Origin of the sequence: Cedecea neteri (assembly GCF_000757825.1) — a bacterium.
GTDB lineage: Bacteria > Pseudomonadota > Gammaproteobacteria > Enterobacterales > Enterobacteriaceae > Cedecea > Cedecea selenatireducens.
The window spans coordinates 3531036-3549879 of sequence record NZ_CP009451.1 but is presented as its reverse complement, the minus strand read 5'-3'; the positions used below and the strand labels follow the sequence as shown (position 1 = coordinate 3549879).

The following is an 18844-nucleotide window of genomic DNA, read 5'->3' as shown; positions in this document are numbered from 1 at the left end:
GGTATTGGCGAATAAACAGGCAGCTGTATTAAATCGAGCTGGCATCGCCTGCATACTGCTGCACCGCTTTTTGTAGCCCCGCCGTCTGGCTGTCGTTAGCCGGGCTTACCATCGCATAGTTATAGCGACGATCGCTCCAGTATTGCGCCTTGAGGTTATCGGCCTGCCGCTCCCCTTTGCCCAGGGTTATTGAGCCTGAAGGCCGGATATACCAGGCGACACGCGTTCCCTGCGCGTCCTGGTAAATTACCAGCGCTGCCGGGCCCTGCTCGGTAACCATTAAGCGCCCGCCCACCAGCGTAAAACCGTAATTATCCAGGTTAGGGGCCTGCGCGCCATCAATAAAGTAGCGGCTCATCCAGCCATTTACCGTATCGCGATCGCTGGCAACAACGTCCAGCGCCTTAACGTTGCCGTTGTTCACCAGCCGGTAGGCCTGCACGGCATCCTCCATCGGCAGCATTTGCCGCAAAATCTCACTGGCATGCAGCTGCCAACCGGTCACGCCGCCGATACCCACGGCAAAAAGCAGGCTAAAGGCAAAGGCAAAACGCCACTGACGGCTGCGGCGGATCCGCTGGCGAACCAGCTTCACCTCCGCGCTGGCAGGAGAAACCTGGGGCACATACTCATCAACAGAAAGGCGCAGGCGCTGGGCATCCGCCTGCCATTTTCTCACCTGTGCTGCCAGCTCCGGATGCTGCTGCAAATAGTGTTCAACCCACTTTTTGCGCTCTTCATCTAGTTGCCCGTCAACCCAGGCATGGAGATCCTGTTCTTCAGGAAGGAGCGGTTTCATTTTAATCTCCTTAACGCCGGGGAGGATGACGTATCCTCATCCCACTTTTGCAGCTGTTTTCTGGCACGTGATAAGCGTGACATCACGGTACCTAAAGGAATATCCAGCGACTCCGCCGCCTCTTTATAGCTCAGCCCTTCAACGCTGATGAGTAACAGCAACGCGCGCTGCTCAACCGGGAGCTGGCTGAAGATAGCGAGCATGTCGTCATTGATCAGCATCTCTTCCGTTGAGGCGGCGACCTGGTTTTCATCACCGGTAAACAGCGACAAAATGCGCTGGTAGCGCCTTTTACGCCGTTCACCATCAATAAAATGCCGATAAAGGATCGAGAACAGCCAGCTGCGCAGGCTCTCTCGATCGGCCAGATCCTTTTTTCGCGTAAAAGCTTTTTCCAGGCAGGATTGCACCAAATCCTCTGCGGAATGAGGATTACGCGTGAGCCATAAGGCAAAACGCTGCAGATGCGGCAGCATTTCCCGTATTTCCTGTTCGCTCAGTGTTGACATGATTTACTCCGCTGCGCGACGTTAACCACGGCCTTTGTAGCCCGTCATACTGCTGAACACCCCATCACGCAGCAGCAGCGCATGGAACAGTGCGGCAGTCAGATGCAGGATAACGGTGACAAAAAGCAGCAGCGCAAGCCCCGTGTGCAGCGGCCGCAGCAACGCATAGAGTTCGATATTTTTAGCCACCAGCGCCGGTAATGTTATACCGGCCCCTAACGTCACCGGGTAGCCCGCAGCAGAAAGCATAGCCCAGCCTACCAGCGGTTGAGCCGCCATCAGCAAATACAGCAACCAGTGGGATAAATGTGCAGCAACCATCTGAAAAGCGGGTAAATGAGCCGGGAGCGACGGCGTTTTATAGCGCAGACGCAGGTACACCCTCAGGATAACCAGCAGCAAAATGGCGACACCAAGGGGTTTGTGCAACGAGTATAAAAACGCGTGCAGACCCGACACGGTGGACACCATACCCACGCCGATAAACAACATCGCCATAATCATCAGCGCCATCGCCCAGTGAACGACGCGCAGCAGCGGGTGAAAATAGGTCACCTTGTTCATAATCCTGCTCCTTTGTTTGCCTGAGCTTCTTCATGCGTGCGGCGATTGAAGGATGACGAATAAGCAGCAGAGCGGGCACTCAGCAGCGGATCGTCAGAGCCAGAGATGCCATCCGGCAGTATCAGCGGATCGTAGTTAATGTCGCGGCAGCCGCCGTCGGCCTGATCTTGTGCGGAAGTCAGCACCAGCGTGCCTGCGTTAAGCTTTTGGTGGCTATCGGGCCAGGCTTTTGTCGCGTCATTGGTCGCGTCTCCCTTTTCAGCCACGCTGATAATTAAATCCCATTTTAGCGGCCCCTGCTGCAGGCGCTGCCTGATGTCCTGCTGAAGGAACAACGGGTTAGCTTTGTCTTCCGCCGTCACCGGCACGCCAGGAGTTTGCGCCTGCATACTCCAGCGCACGCCGCGAACGTCCCCTGCTTTATTGGTAAACAAGAAGGTATTCAGGCTGTTGTAGCTGTCGCTGGCCCAGCTTGACGTTGGCACATAGCTCTTCACCCACGCAAAAAACGGCTTTGCCTCCGGGTGAGCGCTGATAAAAGCTTTCATTTTGGCCGGATCGGGTTTGCCCGTTTTAGGATCGGGAATACCCGCCATTTGCTGATCGTAGAAGCCCTGAGGTGTAGCAACGCTAAAGAACGGCAGCGCGTTCATCCCCGTGCGCCACTCCTGGCCATCGCGGGTGATAAACTGCAGCGCCATACTGCGCACCGGAACCGCACCGTCCGGCGCGTTGGGGTTACCGCCGGCAATCGCCAGACGCCCAATAACTGGCGTATTGCCAGGCAGAAACACCGTTGCTTTTGACAGGGCGCTGGCGCTGCCGTTGGAGTCAAAATACCCCGCCACGCAGACGCCTTTGGCATGATTGCGACGATAGCCGGGATGCTCCCCTCCCGTTTTTTCCAGCGCATTAACCAGCTTGTCGGGGGATAAACGCCCCGGCGTCAGGGCTCCCCACGCCCAGGCAAACAGCAGGCAAAGGGCTAACGGAATGGCGACTATCACGGCGCCACGCAGCAAAAATTGCTGCGGATAGCGCAAATTTTTAAACAACGCGCAGAAAGACGGACGGGATTCTCGCATAGGTTCGGCTCACAATGATGAAACGGCATTTGGCTGTTGAGCACATAGGACGAACGAAATGGAAGTTTATTCCCCGGTTATCAATTTTTTCACGTCCCTTCCAACAATAAACAAAGGAAAGTGAATACTCAGCGGGCGGCGCAGCAGCTTAATAGAATTGTCGACGGCGGGGAGCTGAGACTCCCCGCTATTTTTATTTCGGGAAATTAATCACCAGGTGGCTGTTGTCGTCCTTATCGTTCAGCGAGCAGCCAGGGGCTTTATCGCTCGCACTGAAGGAAACCACGGGGCCAGGGCGCATATCTTTAGGCCCTTGCTCACGGCTATGATGAAAATGACCACCGCCGCCCCAGACCAGCGTTTTACGAGCGCCAATGGCACGCTCTTCCTTTTCTGTCGCAGCGTTCCAGGCAATATTGAGCGCCAGCCGCTTGTTCATATATTTGATGGCTTCCATCGGCGTTTTGGGCGCAGCACCGGGAATATGCCGGTCAATGCCGGCGACGGAAATGCCGGCTTTGTGCGCTTCATAAAGTGCCCCGGCAACCTTATCCACCCAGGCCTCACCGTGTTTTGACCAGGCATTCATGATGAAGTTTTTTGTCGCCTCTTTGCCATGCGCCAGCGCTTCGCGAAACAAGGCGTTATCGCTGTACTTCACAAACTCTATCGCCAGCAGATCTACTCCAGCCTTTTTCAACTCGGGAATGGCATGCCCGACAAACTCAGGGATCGCAAGCTGACCATGCACATCGCCCAGATAGGCAAGCTTGTTATCGCGGAACAGGTTTGCCAGCGCCTGAACGGGATCGTTCACCGGCGGCTTAATGTTAATATCAGGATGAATCCTTCCGCTGGCGTTAAGGGCGGCGGGCTGAATGCGATTTGACTGACCGACTGCAGAAAACATGGTTATCTCCGATGTTGGGATGTTTTCTGGTAAGTGGCTGGCAAAAAATTCAGTTCCTGGCTGAACGGAGAAAAATATGTTTCTAAACGCGATGCCCCGATCCACGCAAACCTCCGCTGTTTTCCTGCCCCTGATACTCCGTTATCATGGGCCATCTGCGGGACGATTTCCCTGAACAGTTTATTCCGTATTAGTGAGCAACAATGAGAACCAAAAAAATCACTAACCACTTAAAATTCAAAGAAATGGACATCACCACGCCATGAGCACTAGCGAAACCTTCGACGCCCATACGCCCATGATGCAGCAGTATCTGCGTCTCAAATCCGAGCACCCTGACATCCTGCTGTTTTACCGTATGGGTGACTTTTACGAGCTGTTCTATGACGACGCAAAGCGCGCCTCTCAGCTGCTGGATATCTCGCTGACCAAGAGGGGTGCTTCCGCGGGTGAACCTATTCCGATGGCCGGTGTGCCGCATCACGCGGTAGAAAACTACCTGGCGAAGCTGGTCAATCTCGGTGAGTCAGTCGCTATCTGCGAGCAGGTTGGCGACCCGGCTACCTCTAAAGGGCCGGTTGAGCGTAAAGTTGTGCGTATCGTCACGCCGGGCACCATCAGCGATGAAGCGCTGCTACAGGAGCGCCAGGACAACCTGCTGGCGGCTATCTGGCAGGACAGCAAAAGCTTTGGTTATGCCACGCTGGACATCAGTTCCGGGCGCTTCCGCCTTACTGAGCCAGAAGACCGCGAAACCATGGCGGCTGAGCTTCAGCGCACCAATCCGGCAGAGCTGCTGTATGCGGAAAACTTCGCGGAGATGAGCCTGATTGATGGCCGCCGCGGCCTGCGCCGCCGCCCGCTTTGGGAATTCGAGATTGAAACCGCACGCCAGCAAATGAATTTGCAGTTCGGTACGCGTGATTTGACCGGCTTCGGCGTCGAGAACGCCCACCATGCGCTTTGCGCCGCCGGGTGCCTGTTGCAGTACGTGAAAGATACCCAGCGCACTTCTCTGCCGCATATTCGCTCCGTGACCATGGACCGGCAGCAGGACAGCATCATTATGGATGCCGCCACCCGACGTAACCTGGAGATAACCCAGAACCTGTCCGGCGGCGTGGAGAACACGCTGGCCTCGGTGCTGGACTGCACCGTCACGCCGATGGGCAGCCGTATGCTCAAACGCTGGCTTCATATGCCGGTGCGCAACGTCGATGTGCTTACCAAACGTCAGCAAACTATTGCCGCCCTGCAGGAACGTACCGCGGAAATTCAGCCAACGCTGCGCCAGGTCGGCGACCTTGAGCGTATTCTCGCCCGCCTGGCCCTGCGCACCGCTCGCCCGCGCGACCTCGCACGTATGCGCTATGCCTTCCAGCAGTTGCCCGCGCTGCGCGAAACGCTGTCTGACGTTAGCACCGACTATGTGCAAACCCTGCGCGAGCAAATGGGCGAATTTGTGGAGCTGCGTGAGCTACTGGAACACGCGGTTATCGAATCACCGCCGGTGCTGGTGCGTGACGGGGGCGTAATCGCACCGGGCTACAATGAAGAGCTGGACGAGTGGCGAGCCCTGGCCGACGGCGCGACTGACTACCTGGATCGCCTGGAGATTCGCGAGCGCGAGCGCCTGGGCCTGGATACGCTGAAGGTCGGTTTTAACGCCGTGCACGGCTACTACATTCAGGTCAGCCGCGGTCAAAGCCACCTGGTGCCGATCAACTATGTTCGCCGCCAGACGCTGAAAAACGCCGAGCGCTACATTATTCCCGAGCTGAAAGAGTACGAAGACAAGGTACTGACCTCCAAAGGCAAGGCGCTGGCGCTGGAGAAACAGCTTTATGACCAGCTGTTTGATTTGCTGCTACCGCACCTGGAAGCGCTGCAAAAAAGCGCCACCGCGCTGGCGGAGCTGGACGTGCTGGTGAACCTGGCCGAACGTGCTTATACCCTGAACTACACCTGCCCAACGTTGACAGACAAACCCGGTATTAAACTGGTCGGCGGTCGCCATCCGGTGGTGGAGCAGGTGCTCAGTGAGCCGTTTATCGCTAACCCACTGACCCTTTCTCCTCAGCGCAGAATGCTGATTATTACCGGCCCAAATATGGGCGGTAAAAGTACCTATATGCGCCAGACCGCGCTCATTGCGCTGCTGGCCTATATCGGCAGCTTTGTGCCGGCACAGCAGGCAGAAATTGGGCCTGTGGACCGCATATTTACGCGCGTGGGCGCCGCTGATGATCTGGCTTCGGGCCGCTCAACCTTCATGGTCGAAATGACCGAAACCGCCAACATTCTGCACAACGCCACGGAGCACAGTCTGGTGCTGATGGATGAGATAGGCCGTGGGACATCGACCTATGACGGGCTGTCGCTGGCCTGGGCCTGCGCCGAAAGCCTGGCAAACCGTATCAAGTCACTCACGTTATTCGCTACCCACTACTTCGAGCTGACCACGCTGCCGGAAAAAATGGAAGGCGTGGCTAACGTCCATCTGGACGCCGTGGAGCACGGCGATACCATCGCCTTTATGCACAGCGTGCAGGACGGTGCGGCCAGCAAGAGCTATGGCCTGGCCGTCGCCGCGCTGGCGGGCGTGCCAAAAGACGTGATTAAACGTGCGCGCCAGAAGCTCCGCGAGCTGGAGAGCATTTCCGGCAATGCGTCAGCAAGCCAGGTAGACGGCACGCAAATGTCGCTGCTGGTTGCGGCAGAAGAGACATCTCCGGCCGTTGAAGCGCTGGAAAATCTGGACCCGGACTCGCTCTCTCCTCGCCAGGCGCTGGAGTGGATTTACCGGCTGAAGAGCCTGGTGTAGTTCCCCTCCCCGTTGCGGAAGGCAAAAGAAAAAGGCCAGTCATCGCTGACTGGCCTTTTTGATGGAAACTTTGTTATTCGCGGAACAGCGCTTCGAGGTTCAGCCCCTGAGTCTGCAGGATTTCACGCAGACGGCGCAGGCCTTCAACCTGAATCTGACGAACGCGTTCACGAGTCAGGCCGATTTCACGACCCACATCTTCCAGCGTTGCAGCTTCATAACCCAGCAGACCAAAACGACGAGCCAGCACTTCACGCTGCTTAGCGTTCAGTTCGAACAACCACTTCACGATGCTCTGTTTCATATCATCGTCTTGCGTGGTGTCTTCCGGTCCGTTGTCTTTCTCGTCCGCGAGGATATCCAGCAGCGCTTTCTCAGAGTCACCGCCCAATGGGGTGTCTACCGAGGTAATGCGCTCGTTGAGACGCAGCATACGGCTAACGTCATCAACCGGTTTATCCAGCTGCTCGGCAATCTCTTCCGCACTCGGCTCGTGGTCGAGCTTATGGGAGAGTTCGCGAGCGGTACGCAGGTAAACGTTCAGCTCTTTCACAATGTGAATCGGCAGGCGAATCGTACGGGTTTGGTTCATGATTGCCCGTTCGATGGTCTGACGAATCCACCATGTGGCGTACGTTGAGAAACGGAATCCACGTTCTGGATCGAACTTCTCAACGGCACGAATAAGCCCCAGGTTACCCTCTTCAATCAGGTCCAGCAAAGCCAGACCGCGATTGCTGTAACGACGGGCAATCTTGACCACCAGACGCAGGTTACTTTCGATCATGCGTCGGCGGGAGGCTACATCACCGCGCAGTGCGCGGCGAGCAAAGTAAACTTCTTCTTCGGCTGTTAATAATGGAGAGTAACCGATCTCTCCAAGATAAAGCTGAGTCGCATCCAGTACACGCTGTGTAGCACCCTGTGACAACAGCTCTTCTTCTGCAAGGTCGTTATCACTGGGTTCCTCTTCTACAAGGGCTTTTTCGTCAAAAGCCTCAACTCCGTTCTCATCATATTCCGCGTCTTCGTTTAACTCGTTAACTTTCAGCGTATTCTGACTCATAAGGTGGCTCCTACCCGTGATCCCTGGGCAATACACTCAATGAATGTCTTGCCGGTTTATCGCTGCGGCAAATAACGCAGCGGGTTTACGGATTTCCCCTTGTAACGAATTTCAAAATGCAATCGTGTAGAACTGGTTCCGGTGCTACCCATGGTAGCGATTTTTTGCCCCGCCTTAACTTCTTCTTGTTCCCGGACCAGCATTGTATCGTTATGGGCGTAGGCACTCAGATAATCATCGTTGTGTTTGATGATGATTAGATTACCGTAACCGCGCAGTGCGTTACCGGCATATACCACGCGCCCTGCGGCAGTCGCGATAATTGCCTGTCCTTTACTGCCGGCGATATCGATACCTTTGTTGCCCCCTTCGGTCGCCGCAAAGTTCTCGATGATCTTACCGTCGGTCGGCCAGCGCCAGGTCGAGATTGGCGAGCTGTTAGACGTACTGCTGACGGTAGGTTCGGTAGAGCTAACCACAGGTGCCGTAACCGGTGCTGTGACGACAGTCTCAGCTGGCTTATTGCCCGGTAACATTTTGGTAGCACTCTGTTCACCTGAATCCTCAGAATACGTAATTGTCGGTTTAGAAGCAACTACCCTGGTCGAGTTTTGTTCAACTGGCGTAGTCACGCCCTGCGCGCGGGCATCGGCCGCGGTAACCGCGTTGCCACCGGTGATTGGCGTCCCGGATGCGTTGCCCACCTGAAGGGTTTGCCCCACCTCGAGACCATACGGTGCCGCTACGTTGTTACGCTGGGCCAGGTCACGGAAGTCGTTCCCGGTAATCCACGCAATATAGAACAGGGTGTCGCCGCGCTTAACGGTGTAGGTGCTGCCGCCCGCATAGCTGCCTTTGGGAATATTCCCATACTGGCGGTTGTAGACGATGCGGCCATTTTCCGTATGCACAGGTTCGGAGGCGACGGGCTGGGCCTGAGGCTGACGAACGGGCTGGATTTGCGGCTGCTGAACGGGCTGAACCGGTTGAATCTGCGGTTGCTGAACCGGGGTAGAGGTAGACATTGTCGGTGGCTTAGTCACCAGCAGGCTGCCGGTTGAAGAGCCTGAAGCATTGCCGTTGCCGCCAACGGAACTGATCGGTGCCTGGGTGTTATTATTGCTCGTACAGCCTGCCAGCCAAAGGCTGGTTAGCGTCAACACCGCCGCCCGGCGTAAAGTGAAAGTTGGGCTTCCCGCGCTCATTTATCCCCCAAAATGATAACAACCAGATATTCATGAAAACACTGTAGAAAAGCGGCGTAAACCACGCCAGCTTTTGCTGAATTCGGCTACGTTACGCCGAATCAACAGCAAGAAAACCGGATATTTCCGGGTTATGCTAATTCGCCGGGCACTAAGGGCACAAAGCGAACAGCTTCTACCGTGTCGATTGAAAATTCGTCTCCGTGGCGACGGACGCGTTTTAAAAACTGCTGGTCGTCGCCCACGGGTAAAACAAGAATGCCGCCTTCGTCCAGCTGCGACAGTAGCGCAGTCGGAATTTCCGGCGGGGCCGCCGTCACAATAATAGCGTCAAACGGGGCTTTCGCCTGCCAGCCCTGCCAGCCATCGCCGTGACGGGTCGAAATATTGTGTAAATCGAGCTGCTTCAGGCGACGTCTGGCGTGCCATTGCAGCCCTTTGATGCGCTCTACGGAGCAAACATGCCCCACCAGATGCGCCAGAATTGCGGTCTGGTAACCCGAGCCGGTGCCAATCTCCAGCACCTTTGAATGCTCCGTCAGCTCCAGCAGCTCCGTCATCCTCGCCACCATATACGGCTGAGAGATAGTCTGACCAGACCCAATAGGTAACGCGGTATTTTCCCAGGCTTTGTGTTCAAACGCTTCGTCGACAAACTTCTCGCGCGGCACCTGCGCGATAGCCTCAAGAACCTGTTCGTTCTTGATGCCCTGGGCACGAAGCTGATCGAGAAGGGTTTGTACGCGTCTGCTTACCATTGAGCCTCAACTCCGGCCTTTTCCAGCCAGTGGCCAACGACTTCATGGGCGCTATGTGCGGTTAAATCGACGTGCAGCGGGGTCACCGAAACGTAGCCTTCGTCGACGGCAGCAAAGTCGGTGTCCGGCGCCGCATCCAGTTTTTCTCCCGGCGGGCCAATCCAGTACACCGTGTTGCCGCGCGGATCTTGCTGGCGAATAACCTGGTCTGACGGATGACGGCTGCCGCAGCGGGTAACGCGAATGCCTTTGATTTTATCGAGCGGCAGGTCGGGGACGTTGATGTTAAGAATGCGCCCGGTGCGCAGCGGCTCGCGAGCCAGCGCCCGAAGAATAGAACAGGTTACCGCCGCCGCCGTTTCATAGTGCTGGTGGCCATCGAGCGAAACGGCAAGTGCCGGAAGCCCTAAATGACGCCCTTCCGTCGCGGCCGCAACGGTACCGGAATAGATAACGTCGTCGCCGAGATTAGGCCCGGCGTTAATGCCCGACACCACAATGTCTGGCCGGGGGTGCATCAAAGCATTCACGCCGAGATAGACGCAGTCCGTCGGCGTGCCCATCTGCACGGAGATATCTCCGTTGGCGAGGGTAAAGGTTCTTAGCGATGACTCGAGCGTCAGCGAGTTAGATGCGCCGCTGCGGTTTCTGTCCGGGGCAACCACCTGCACCTCGGCAAATTCACGCAACGCCTCCGCCAGCACCTGAATGCCAGGGGCCTGGACTCCGTCATCGTTACTCAGCAATATTCGCATAATCACCCGCTGTGTTCATGAGTTCCCTGACAACGCTGGTGGCAAAGCTTCCCGCCGGCAGCCAGAAATTCAGCTCGACGGTCACATCATCCCACCAGTTCCAGCTCAGCGCTTTAGGCTGAACCAGCATCGCCCGGCGCGCAGCTTCCACGCGTTCACGCTTCAACAAGCCCAGCAGGACATCTTCTTCCGCCACGCATTGTTGCTCAAAAGCCAGCGCTGCGTTTTGCGTTCCCCACTCGCCGTCACCCGGCAGCGAAGCCGTGATCAGCAGTTCGCCGTCATCTACTCGCTGTTGCAGGGTTGGGAGTTCTTCCGGGGTCGCCACAAACCAGCTGCCGCGTCCTGCCAATTGTAGCGCATCGCCATCAACAACTTGATTAAAGTCTGGTTTTTTCAGGCGCTGGCTAACAATCTGATTAAACAACGCGCTGCGTGCTGCCGACAACCAAAAACTGCGTTTATTTCTGTCTCGCAGCGGCGCATTACTCTCCGCCCAGCGCTTCGCCTGATGCAGGTTGTTACCGCCAATACCAAAACGCTGGCTGCCGAAATAGTTAGGCACGCCCTGCTGCGCCACGGCCTGCAGGCGCTGCTCCAGTTCGCTACGATCGCTGACTTCGCGCAGGACGAGGGTAAAGCGGTTCCCTTGCAGCGCGCCCAAACGCAGCTTGCGGCGGTGGCGGGCAAACTCCAGCACCTGGCAACCTTCGAGCGCAAAGGCGCTCATATCAGGCATCTCTTTGCCCGGGAGGCGGACGCAGAACCACTGCTCGGTCACGGCATGTTTGTCTTTCTGCCCGGCAAAGCTGACTTCGCGAGCATGGACTTTGAGGAATTTCGCCAGCGCATCGGCGACAAAACGCGTATTGCAGCCGCTTTTCAGAATTCGCAGCAGCAGATGCTCGCCGTCGCCGTCGGGGCCAAAGCCCAAATCTTCAATCACCACGAAGTCTTCAGGACTGGCCTTGATAACGCCGCTGCCCTGCGGCTTACCGTGCAGCCAGGTCAGGTTTTGCATATCCATTACTTGCTGGCCTTATGCAGCAGCGCCACGGCTTCACAGGCAATACCTTCCCCACGCCCGGTAAAGCCGAGCTTCTCGGTGGTGGTCGCTTTAACGTTGACATCATCCATATGGCAGCCGAGATCTTCGGCGATAAACACGCGCATCTGCGGGATGTGCGGAGCCATTTTCGGTGCCTGAGCGATAATCGTCACGTCGACGTTCCCAAGCGTAAAACCTTTAGCCTGAATGCGACGCCACGCTTCGCGCAGCAGTTCGCGGCTGTCCGCACCTTTGAAGGCAGGATCGGTGTCCGGGAACAGCTTGCCGATATCTCCCAGCGCGGCGGCACCCAGCAGCGCATCGGTCAGGGCATGCAGGGCAACGTCGCCATCAGAATGGGCCAGCAGCCCTTTTTCGAACGGGACACGAACGCCGCCAATAATAATCGGGCCTTCACCGCCAAAAGCATGAACATCAAAACCATGTCCGATACGCATTATAAATTCTCCGTTTGGGTTAACCGCGTAAGATAGAAAGCCGCCAGCGCCAGATCTTCAGGGCGAGTCACCTTGATATTATCAGCCCGAGCGCTAATCAGTTCTGGATGAAAGCCGCAATATTCAAGGGCCGAGGCTTCATCGGTGATGGTGGCGCCTTCATCCAGCGCGCGCAGCAGACAGCTGCGCAAAAGTTCGAGAGGGAACAGCTGCGGCGTAAGGGCATGCCAGAGATCTTCACGATCTACCGTATGCGCTATCAGCGCTTTACCGGGCTCGCCTCGCTTCATGGTGTCGCGAACCGGAGCGGCCAAAATGCCGCCGACTTTGCTGGTAGCGATAATCGCCAGCAGATTTTCGAGGTCGTCCGGGTGCAGACAGGGGCGCGCAGCGTCGTGAACCAGCACCCATTTCGCATCGCCTGCGGCCTGCAGGCCAGCCAGAACGGAATCCGCACGCTGTTTCCCGCCCGTCACCACGGTGACGCGAGGATCGGAGGCCAGCGGCAGAGAAGAAAAGTAAGCATCGTTGGGGCTGACAGCGACGATCGTCTGGCCCACGCGCGGGTGCGCCATCAGGCTAGCCACCGCGTGTTCGAGAATCGTTTTGTCGCCGATGTGTAGGTACTGCTTAGGACATTCCGTTTGCATACGGCTGCCGATACCGGCGGCCGGTATCACGGCAATTACGTCCTGGGAGGAGTCTGCCATGCCTTTCACTTATGCTGAGTTATCGATTATTTTGCCCGGCGTTAGGGGGATTACCGTTGGCTGCGCGTTTGGAGGCTTCCGGCACCAGGCGATAAAAAGTCTCCCCCGGCCTGGTCATGCTGAGTTCGTTGCGAGCGCGCTCTTCAATCGCTTCCTGGCCACCGTTGAGGTCGTCAATTTCGGCAAAAAGCTGATCGTTGCGAGATTTTAATTTGGCATTGGTTGCCTGCTGCGCAGCGACATCTTCGCTGACGCGCGTGTAATCGTGTACGCCGTTTTTTCCGAACCACAGCGAATACTGAAGCCAGACCAGCAAGGCCAGCAACAGCAGCGTTAGTTTACCCATCCTGCCCCCTGAAAAACGGCACAATCATCCCACAACTTTTTCGTCGACTCCACAATGGCAAGCAACCCTGCCCGCCAAATCGCGCCAGAATTTACCACATAACGCGCATTCATGCGCGATTGCAGCAAGTTTAGCTTAACGTTGCCCAAAAATAGTCTGTTACGGTTTGACGCAGTTAGGCACGGCTAACCCATTAGCCACATAAAGAGTACGCCGAACATCAGCGCGACGGAGAGCAGCGTAGCCAGGCAGCTAAACAGCAGCCTGCCGCGCAAAATGGAGTGCAACGCTATCCCCACCACCACCGCGACCGGCATCAGCGCCAGGAAAAATGGCCACGTGTAGAGGAAGAAAAACAGCGTGTTAGGGCCGTAGACCAAAAAGGGAATGCCTAGCGCCATCAGCCACGACAAAAAGCCGATAAACGCCCCGGGCAATGACCAGGTTGTTTCCTCGACCGTCGGGCTGGGTTCAGCCTGAGAAATAACGATATTCGTGCTGTTGCGCATAACTGATTTCATAACCCTGATGGCCGGAAGCGTTGTGCTTCCGGGCGTCTTCAGCAATTGATGATATCGTCACGACGCAGCAGGTCTAATATTTGGGCCACTAAATTTGTTACTAATTGTTCGCCGTCTAAGTGTATTTCCGCCTGTAGCGGCGCCTCATACGCCGAATCAATACCGGTAAAATTCTTTAATTCCCCTGCCCGAGCCTTCTTGTACAGCCCTTTAGGATCGCGGGTTTCGCAAATCGCCAGCGGCGTATCCACAAACACTTCGTAGAAGCGCCCCTCTCCGGCGCGTTCGCGTACCATTTGCCTTTCGGCACGGTGCGGCGAGATAAACGCGCTGAGCACGACAAGGCCCGCGTCCACCATCAGGCCGGCAACTTCACCTACCCGCCGGATGTTTTCTTTACGGTCTGCATCGCTAAAACCCAGGTCGCTGCATAACCCGTGGCGCACGTTGTCGCCGTCGAGTAAGTAGGTGCTTACGCCAAGTTTATGCAGTTCCTGTTCAAGCGCGCCGGCCACGGTTGATTTCCCGGAGCCGGACAAGCCGGTAAACCACAGCACCGCCCCACGGTGCTTGTGCAAAGCTTCACGCTGCTCACGCGTAACGGGGTGAGCATGCCAGACCACGTTTTCATCATGGTCGGCCATTACTTGCCTCCCAGCAGGTCACGCGCGCCCCAGTGTGGAAAGTGGCGACGCACCAGAGCATTAAGCTCAAGTTCAAACGCACCGTATGCCGAAGGTTCCTGATAAACATCTTCCTGCGGCTCACGCACCATGCCTGCGCCCACGGTCACGTTGCTCAGGCGATCGATGAAAATCAGCCCGCCGGTCACCGGATTGGTCTGATATTTGTCGAGCACCAGCGGCTCATCGAAGGTCAAATCCACCAGCCCAATGCCGTTCAGCGGCAGGCTTTCCACCACGCGCTGAGTCAGAGAGTTAATCTCAACCTGGTACTGAATATTGTCGACGCGCGCGCGGGTTTTCTTCCCGGCGATCTTGATATCAAAGCTCTGCCCCGGCACCAGCGGCTGCTCCGCCATCCATACCACATCCACTTTAGCGCTCTGTACCGCGGCCAGTGATTCACCGGAATCAACCAGCAGGTCGCCCCGGCTGATGTCGATTTCATCTTTCAGCACCAGGGTTATCGCTTCGCCCGCGCCGGCTTGTTGCAAATCTCCATCAAAAGTCACGATTCGGGCGATGTTCGACTCCACGCCGGACGGCAGCACTTTGACGCGCTGTCCCACGCTGACGGTGCCCGAAGCCAGCGTCCCCGCGTAGCCACGGAAGTCCAGGTTGGGACGGTTAACGTACTGCACCGGGAAGCGCATTGGCTGCTGCTCCACGCTGCGAGTAATTTCTACCGTTTCCAGCACTTCGAGCAGCGTCGGGCCGCTGTACCACGGCATCTGGCTGCTGGAGCCTGCCACGTTATCCCCTTCCAGCGCGGAAAGCGGCACGAAGCGAATATCCAGGTCCGCCGGCAGCTGCTGGGCGAAGGTCAGGTAATCCTGTTTGATCTGCTCGAAGGTCTGCTCGCTGAACGCCACCAGATCCATCTTGTTGATCGCCACCACCAGATGTTTGATCCCCAGCAGCGTGGAGATAAAACTGTGACGACGGGTTTGATCCAACACGCCTTTACGGGCGTCGATCAGCAGGATCGCCAGGTCACAGGTTGATGCGCCGGTCGCCATATTGCGGGTGTACTGTTCGTGCCCCGGCGTGTCGGCGATGATAAATTTGCGCTTCTCGGTGGAGAAATAGCGATAGGCCACGTCAATGGTAATGCCCTGCTCACGTTCAGCCTGCAGGCCATCCACCAGCAACGCTAAGTCGAGTTTCTCGCCCTGGGTGCCGTGACGTTTACTGTCGGTGTGCAGCGAAGAGAGCTGATCCTCATAAATCTGGCGCGTGTCGTGCAGCAGGCGGCCAATCAACGTGCTTTTGCCGTCATCGACGCTGCCGCAGGTCAAAAACCGCAGCAGGCTTTTGTGCTGCTGCGCGTGCAGATAGGCTTCTACGCCGCCTTCGTCAGCGATTTGTTGTGCAATAGTGGTGTTCATCTGGCGGCTCCTTAGAAATAACCCTGGCGTTTTTTCAGCTCCATGGAGCCGGCCTGGTCGCGGTCAATCATGCGTCCCTGGCGTTCACTGGTGGTGGAAACCAGCATCTCTTCGATGATCTCCGGCAGCGTCTGCGCGGTAGATTCCACCGCGCCGGTCAGCGGCCAACAGCCCAGGGTACGGAAGCGCACCATACGTTGTTCAATCACTTCGCCCGGCTGCAGATCGATGCGATCGTCGTCAATCATCATCAGCATGCCGTCACGCTCCAGCACCGGGCGCGGAGCCGCAAGATACAGCGGAACGATGTCGATATTTTCCAGGTAGATGTACTGCCAGATATCCAGCTCGGTCCAGTTAGAGAGCGGGAACACGCGAATGCTTTCGCCTTTGTTAATCTGGCCGTTGTAGTTGTGCCACAGCTCAGGGCGCTGGTTTTTCGGATCCCAGCGGTGAAAGCGATCGCGGAAGGAATAAATACGCTCTTTCGCGCGCGACTTCTCTTCGTCACGACGTGCGCCGCCAAAGGCCGCGTCAAAACCGTATTTATTCAGCGCCTGCTTAAGGCCTTCGGTTTTCATGATGTCGGTATGTTTGGCGCTGCCGTGAACAAACGGGTTGATGCCCATCGCCACGCCTTCAGGATTGCGATGCACGATAAGATCGCAGCCGTAGGCTTTCGCCGTGCGGTCACGGAATTCGTACATTTCGCGGAATTTCCAGCCGGTGTCAACGTGCAATAGCGGGAACGGCAGCGTACCAGGGTAGAAAGCTTTGCGGGCCAAATGCAGCATGACCGAAGAGTCTTTACCAATGGAATACATCATCACCGGATTAGAAAATTCGGCAGCGACCTCGCGGATAATATGGATGCTTTCAGCCTCCAGTTGCCGCAAGTGAGTGAGTCTTTTCTGGTCCATAACCTTCCCTTAAGCAGATGCGCCGCGGCCGTTCATCGCAGCCGCTTGAGATTTAATCTAAGGGGACTATAAGTCTTGGGCTTATTTGTTATGAAATTACGAATTGGAATGACTAGTTCCCGAAAAGAATAACGCCCCGGCAAAGCTAACAACAAAATGTGCTTAACCTGCCGTTTTTTCGCGGGTTTAAGAGCAAATGAAATTGTTTAACCTGGCTCACAGTTTCATACTAACGGTGCTTAAAACTTCCGACTAATAAAGATGAATAAGGACGTACTATGTTTTCCGCATTGCGCCGCTCGGTGATTTGCCTGGCACTGGGCGCGTGCTTTAGTTTTCCCGCCGTAGCGAAGACCACGCAGCAAGGCGATATTGCCGACCAGCAAACCCGCCACATCGCCACTTATTTTCCTGGCCGAATGACCGGCAGCCCGGCCGAAATGCTGGCCGCAGACTATCTTCAGCAGCAATTTAAAAGTTGGGGTTACCAGAGCGATATTCGTCAGTTTAATACCCGCTACCTTTACACCACGAAAGCGGGCCATCAAAACTGGCATAACGTCACCACCAGCAGCGTGATTGCCGCCCGCGAAGGTAAGCTGCCGCAGCAAATCATTATCATGGCGCATCTGGATACCTATACGCCGCTGAGCGATAAAGACGTGGACAATAACCTCGGCGGCCTGACGCTGCAGGGCGTGGACGATAATGCTTCCGGTCTCGGCGTCATGCTGGAGCTGGCCGAACGCCTGAAAGATATACCTACCCGCTATGGCATCCGCTTTATTGCCACCAGCGGAGAAGAGATTGGCTCGCTGGGTGCGAAGAACATCCTGCAGCGCATGAGTAAAGAAGAGCAGGCCAACACGCTGCTGGTTATCAACCTTGATAGCCTGATCGTGGGCGATAAGCTTTATTTCAATAGCGGAGTATCAACGCCTGCGGCCGTGCGCAAACTGACCCGCGACCGGGCGCTGACTCTTGCGCACCGCGCAGGGATTCAGGCTACCAGCAATCCAGGATTGAATGCGAAATTCCCGAAAGGCACCGGCTGCTGCGGCGATGCAGAGCCTTTTGATAAAGCAGGTATTCCGGTGCTTTCCGTCGAGGCAAGCAACTGGACGCTGGGAGCGAAAGACGGTTACCAGCAGCGCGGTAAAAACAAGGCGTTCCCAAACGGCACCAGCTGGCATAACGCGACTATCGACAACCTCGACTATCTGGATAAAGCGCTGCCGGGCAGAATTAAGCGCCGCAGCCATGACACGGTGCGCGTTTTGCTGCCGCTGGTGAAAGAGTTGGCGAAGGCCGAAAAATGATGTTCCCTCGCCGTTCAGGCGAGGGAGTCGTTATTCGTGCAAGCCGCACTCGCGCTTCAGGCCAAAGAACCGGGTTTCTTCTTCTGCCATGCCCGGCTCCCACTTACGCGTGGTGTGGGTATCGCCGACGGAAAGATAGCCCTGATCCCACAGCGGATGATACGTAAGCCCGTGCTCGGTCAGGTACTGATATACCGTGCGGTTATCCCAGTCGATGATCGGCAAAATTTTAAAGACTTCGCGTTGTACCGCCAGCACCGGCAAATTGGCACGGCTACCGGACTGTTCGCGACGCAGACCAGCAAACCAGGTTTTTGCCTCCAGCGTTTTCAGGGCGCGGTTCATCGGCTCAACTTTGTTGATGTCGTTGTAGCGCTCAATACCTTCCACGCCCTGCTCCCAAAGCTTGCCGTAGCGCGCTTCCTGCCACGCCGGGCTTTCGGTCGCACGAAACACTTGCAGGTTCAGCTTCAGCCTGTCGGTAAGCTCATCGATAAACCGGTAGGTTTCCGGGAACAGATAGCCTGTATCGGTCAGGATCACCGGGATATCAGGGCGCTGCTGCGTGACCAGATGCAGGCACACGGCAGCCTGAATGCCGAAGCTGGACGAGAGGACAAACTCACCGGGCAGGTTTTCCAGCGCCCAGGTGACACGCTGCTGCGCGCTAAGTTTTTCCAGCTGAGCGTTCACTTCGGCGAGCGCCATGACGCGTTCGACCTTAGGAAGGGCGTTCAGAGCGTTAAGATCGAGTACGGACATACATGCCTCACTTAGTGATAAATGACCCTCACCCCGGCCCTCTCCCTGGAAGGGAGAGGGGGGAAACCGAATGATTCCCTCTCCCCAACTCTCCCTGGAAGGGAGGGGGGGAAACCGAATGATTCCCTCTCCCCAGCTCTCTCTGATAGGGAGAGGGAAAAGCCAGATTCAGTATTCTTTGTCTGTTAATCCCCTCTCCCCTTTGGGGAGAGGG

20 protein-coding genes are annotated in these 18844 nt (G+C 56.3%); 2 read left to right on the top strand and 18 right to left on the bottom strand.

What is annotated here, in order from left to right; translation table 11 throughout:
- Positions 1–28 precede the first annotated feature (28 nt).
- The 5 genes from JT31_RS16445 to JT31_RS16425 all read right to left on the bottom strand — a co-directional run bounded on the left by JT31_RS16445 (position 29) and on the right by JT31_RS16425 (position 3867).
- Entirely contained in the window at positions 29–799 is a 771-nt protein-coding gene (locus JT31_RS16445) for an anti-sigma factor family protein (protein WP_038479482.1), read from the bottom strand.
- Positions 796–1308 carry an RNA polymerase sigma factor gene (locus JT31_RS16440; RefSeq protein ID WP_038479480.1) on the bottom strand — a complete coding sequence of 171 codons (513 nt, stop codon included), beginning with the start codon at positions 1306–1308 and terminating at the stop codon, positions 796–798. The genes JT31_RS16445 and JT31_RS16440 overlap by 4 nt, the downstream gene beginning before the upstream one ends.
- Positions 1309–1329: 21 nt before the next feature.
- Positions 1330–1872 carry a cytochrome b gene (locus JT31_RS16435; protein WP_038479477.1) on the bottom strand — a complete coding sequence of 181 codons (543 nt, stop codon included), beginning with the start codon at positions 1870–1872 and terminating at the stop codon, positions 1330–1332.
- The gene (locus JT31_RS16430; protein ID WP_052049011.1) at positions 1869–2957 is read right to left on the bottom strand and encodes a catalase family peroxidase; all 1089 of its coding nucleotides are present in this window, start codon (positions 2955–2957) and stop codon (positions 1869–1871) included. The genes JT31_RS16435 and JT31_RS16430 overlap by 4 nt, the downstream gene beginning before the upstream one ends.
- Positions 2958–3150: 193 nt before the next feature.
- A complete protein-coding gene (locus tag JT31_RS16425) occupies positions 3151–3867 on the bottom strand; it encodes a Type III secretion system effector HopBA1 (protein WP_081948197.1) in 717 nt (238 codons plus the stop codon).
- 262 nt (positions 3868–4129) lie between these two features.
- Here JT31_RS16425 and mutS point away from each other — a divergent pair, with 262 nt between their 5' ends.
- Entirely contained in the window at positions 4130–6691 is a 2562-nt protein-coding gene (mutS, locus tag JT31_RS16420; protein WP_038479475.1) for a DNA mismatch repair protein MutS, read from the top strand.
- 73 nt (positions 6692–6764) lie between these two features.
- On the opposite strand, the gene rpoS is transcribed toward mutS, so the two are convergent.
- The 12 genes from rpoS to cysD all read right to left on the bottom strand — a co-directional run bounded on the left by rpoS (position 6765) and on the right by cysD (position 16549).
- The gene (gene rpoS / locus JT31_RS16415) at positions 6765–7757 is read right to left on the bottom strand and encodes an RNA polymerase sigma factor RpoS (RefSeq protein ID WP_038479472.1); all 993 of its coding nucleotides are present in this window, start codon (positions 7755–7757) and stop codon (positions 6765–6767) included.
- Between the two features lie 56 nt (positions 7758–7813).
- Positions 7814–8962, bottom strand: a complete 1149-nt coding sequence (gene nlpD, locus JT31_RS16410) for a murein hydrolase activator NlpD (protein ID WP_038479469.1) — start codon at positions 8960–8962, stop codon at positions 7814–7816.
- Positions 8963–9093: 131 nt separating this feature from the next.
- Positions 9094–9720, bottom strand: a complete 627-nt coding sequence (locus JT31_RS16405) for a protein-L-isoaspartate(D-aspartate) O-methyltransferase (protein ID WP_038479466.1) — start codon at positions 9718–9720, stop codon at positions 9094–9096.
- Positions 9714–10475 (bottom strand): 5'/3'-nucleotidase SurE, encoded by a 762-nt coding sequence (gene surE, locus JT31_RS16400; protein ID WP_038479463.1) that lies wholly within the window; start codon positions 10473–10475, stop codon positions 9714–9716. Before surE ends, JT31_RS16405 begins: the two co-directional genes overlap by 7 nt.
- On the bottom strand, positions 10456–11502 hold the full coding sequence (truD, locus tag JT31_RS16395) for a tRNA pseudouridine(13) synthase TruD (RefSeq protein WP_038479460.1): 1047 nt from the start codon (positions 11500–11502) through the stop codon (positions 10456–10458). Before truD ends, surE begins: the two co-directional genes overlap by 20 nt.
- Positions 11502–11981 (bottom strand): 2-C-methyl-D-erythritol 2,4-cyclodiphosphate synthase, encoded by a 480-nt coding sequence (gene ispF, locus JT31_RS16390; RefSeq protein ID WP_038479457.1) that lies wholly within the window; start codon positions 11979–11981, stop codon positions 11502–11504. The genes truD and ispF overlap by 1 nt, the downstream gene beginning before the upstream one ends.
- On the bottom strand, positions 11981–12691 hold the full coding sequence (gene ispD, locus JT31_RS16385) for a 2-C-methyl-D-erythritol 4-phosphate cytidylyltransferase (RefSeq protein ID WP_038479454.1): 711 nt from the start codon (positions 12689–12691) through the stop codon (positions 11981–11983). Before ispD ends, ispF begins: the two co-directional genes overlap by 1 nt.
- 19 nt (positions 12692–12710) lie before the next feature.
- Positions 12711–13037 (bottom strand): cell division protein FtsB, encoded by a 327-nt coding sequence (ftsB, locus tag JT31_RS16380; RefSeq protein WP_038479451.1) that lies wholly within the window; start codon positions 13035–13037, stop codon positions 12711–12713.
- Positions 13038–13222: 185 nt separating this feature from the next.
- A complete protein-coding gene (locus JT31_RS16375) occupies positions 13223–13546 on the bottom strand; it encodes a DUF3561 family protein (protein ID WP_038483219.1) in 324 nt (107 codons plus the stop codon).
- Positions 13547–13596: 50 nt separating this feature from the next.
- Positions 13597–14202, bottom strand: a complete 606-nt coding sequence (cysC, locus tag JT31_RS16370) for an adenylyl-sulfate kinase (protein ID WP_038479448.1) — start codon at positions 14200–14202, stop codon at positions 13597–13599.
- Positions 14202–15629, bottom strand: a complete 1428-nt coding sequence (gene cysN / locus JT31_RS16365) for a sulfate adenylyltransferase subunit CysN (protein ID WP_038479445.1) — start codon at positions 15627–15629, stop codon at positions 14202–14204. Before cysN ends, cysC begins: the two co-directional genes overlap by 1 nt.
- An 11-nt stretch (positions 15630–15640) precedes the next feature.
- Positions 15641–16549, bottom strand: a complete 909-nt coding sequence (cysD, locus tag JT31_RS16360; protein WP_008458345.1) for a sulfate adenylyltransferase subunit CysD — start codon at positions 16547–16549, stop codon at positions 15641–15643.
- 278 nt (positions 16550–16827) lie between these two features.
- On the opposite strand from cysD, the gene JT31_RS16355 reads away from it, so the two are divergent.
- On the top strand, positions 16828–17868 hold the full coding sequence (locus JT31_RS16355) for an aminopeptidase (RefSeq protein ID WP_038479442.1): 1041 nt from the start codon (positions 16828–16830) through the stop codon (positions 17866–17868).
- Between the two features lie 30 nt (positions 17869–17898).
- Here the strand turns inward: JT31_RS16355 and cysH are convergent, their stop codons facing one another.
- Entirely contained in the window at positions 17899–18630 is a 732-nt protein-coding gene (gene cysH / locus JT31_RS16350) for a phosphoadenosine phosphosulfate reductase (RefSeq protein ID WP_038479439.1), read from the bottom strand.
- Positions 18631–18844: the final 214 nt, after the last annotated feature.

Excerpts from the sequence above, each read along its gene's own strand:
- ftsB (WP_038479451.1), bottom strand. The coding sequence starts at position 13,037 with ATGGGTAAACTAACGCTGCTGTTGCTGGCCTTGCTGGTCTGGCTTCAG.
- JT31_RS16440 (WP_038479480.1), bottom strand. The coding sequence starts at position 1,308 with ATGTCAACACTGAGCGAACAGGAAATACGGGAAATGCTGCCGCATCTG.
- cysN (WP_038479445.1), bottom strand. The coding sequence starts at position 15,629 with ATGAACACCACTATTGCACAACAAATCGCTGACGAAGGCGGCGTAGAA.
- cysD (WP_008458345.1), bottom strand. The coding sequence starts at position 16,549 with ATGGACCAGAAAAGACTCACTCACTTGCGGCAACTGGAGGCTGAAAGC.
- JT31_RS16445 (WP_038479482.1), bottom strand. The coding sequence starts at position 799 with ATGAAACCGCTCCTTCCTGAAGAACAGGATCTCCATGCCTGGGTTGAC.
- cysH (WP_038479439.1), bottom strand. The coding sequence starts at position 18,630 with ATGTCCGTACTCGATCTTAACGCTCTGAACGCCCTTCCTAAGGTCGAA.
- JT31_RS16405 (WP_038479466.1), bottom strand. The coding sequence starts at position 9,720 with ATGGTAAGCAGACGCGTACAAACCCTTCTCGATCAGCTTCGTGCCCAG.
- JT31_RS16425 (WP_081948197.1), bottom strand. The coding sequence starts at position 3,867 with ATGTTTTCTGCAGTCGGTCAGTCAAATCGCATTCAGCCCGCCGCCCTT.
- JT31_RS16375 (WP_038483219.1), bottom strand. The coding sequence starts at position 13,546 with ATGCGCAACAGCACGAATATCGTTATTTCTCAGGCTGAACCCAGCCCG.
- JT31_RS16355 (WP_038479442.1), top strand. The coding sequence starts at position 16,828 with ATGTTTTCCGCATTGCGCCGCTCGGTGATTTGCCTGGCACTGGGCGCG.
- rpoS (WP_038479472.1), bottom strand. The coding sequence starts at position 7,757 with ATGAGTCAGAATACGCTGAAAGTTAACGAGTTAAACGAAGACGCGGAA.
- ispF (WP_038479457.1), bottom strand. The coding sequence starts at position 11,981 with ATGCGTATCGGACATGGTTTTGATGTTCATGCTTTTGGCGGTGAAGGC.
- mutS (WP_038479475.1), top strand. The coding sequence starts at position 4,130 with ATGAGCACTAGCGAAACCTTCGACGCCCATACGCCCATGATGCAGCAG.
- surE (WP_038479463.1), bottom strand. The coding sequence starts at position 10,475 with ATGCGAATATTGCTGAGTAACGATGACGGAGTCCAGGCCCCTGGCATT.
- JT31_RS16435 (WP_038479477.1), bottom strand. The coding sequence starts at position 1,872 with ATGAACAAGGTGACCTATTTTCACCCGCTGCTGCGCGTCGTTCACTGG.
- ispD (WP_038479454.1), bottom strand. The coding sequence starts at position 12,691 with ATGGCAGACTCCTCCCAGGACGTAATTGCCGTGATACCGGCCGCCGGT.
- truD (WP_038479460.1), bottom strand. The coding sequence starts at position 11,502 with ATGGATATGCAAAACCTGACCTGGCTGCACGGTAAGCCGCAGGGCAGC.
- JT31_RS16430 (WP_052049011.1), bottom strand. The coding sequence starts at position 2,957 with ATGCGAGAATCCCGTCCGTCTTTCTGCGCGTTGTTTAAAAATTTGCGC.
- cysC (WP_038479448.1), bottom strand. The coding sequence starts at position 14,202 with ATGGCCGACCATGATGAAAACGTGGTCTGGCATGCTCACCCCGTTACG.
- nlpD (WP_038479469.1), bottom strand. The coding sequence starts at position 8,962 with ATGAGCGCGGGAAGCCCAACTTTCACTTTACGCCGGGCGGCGGTGTTG.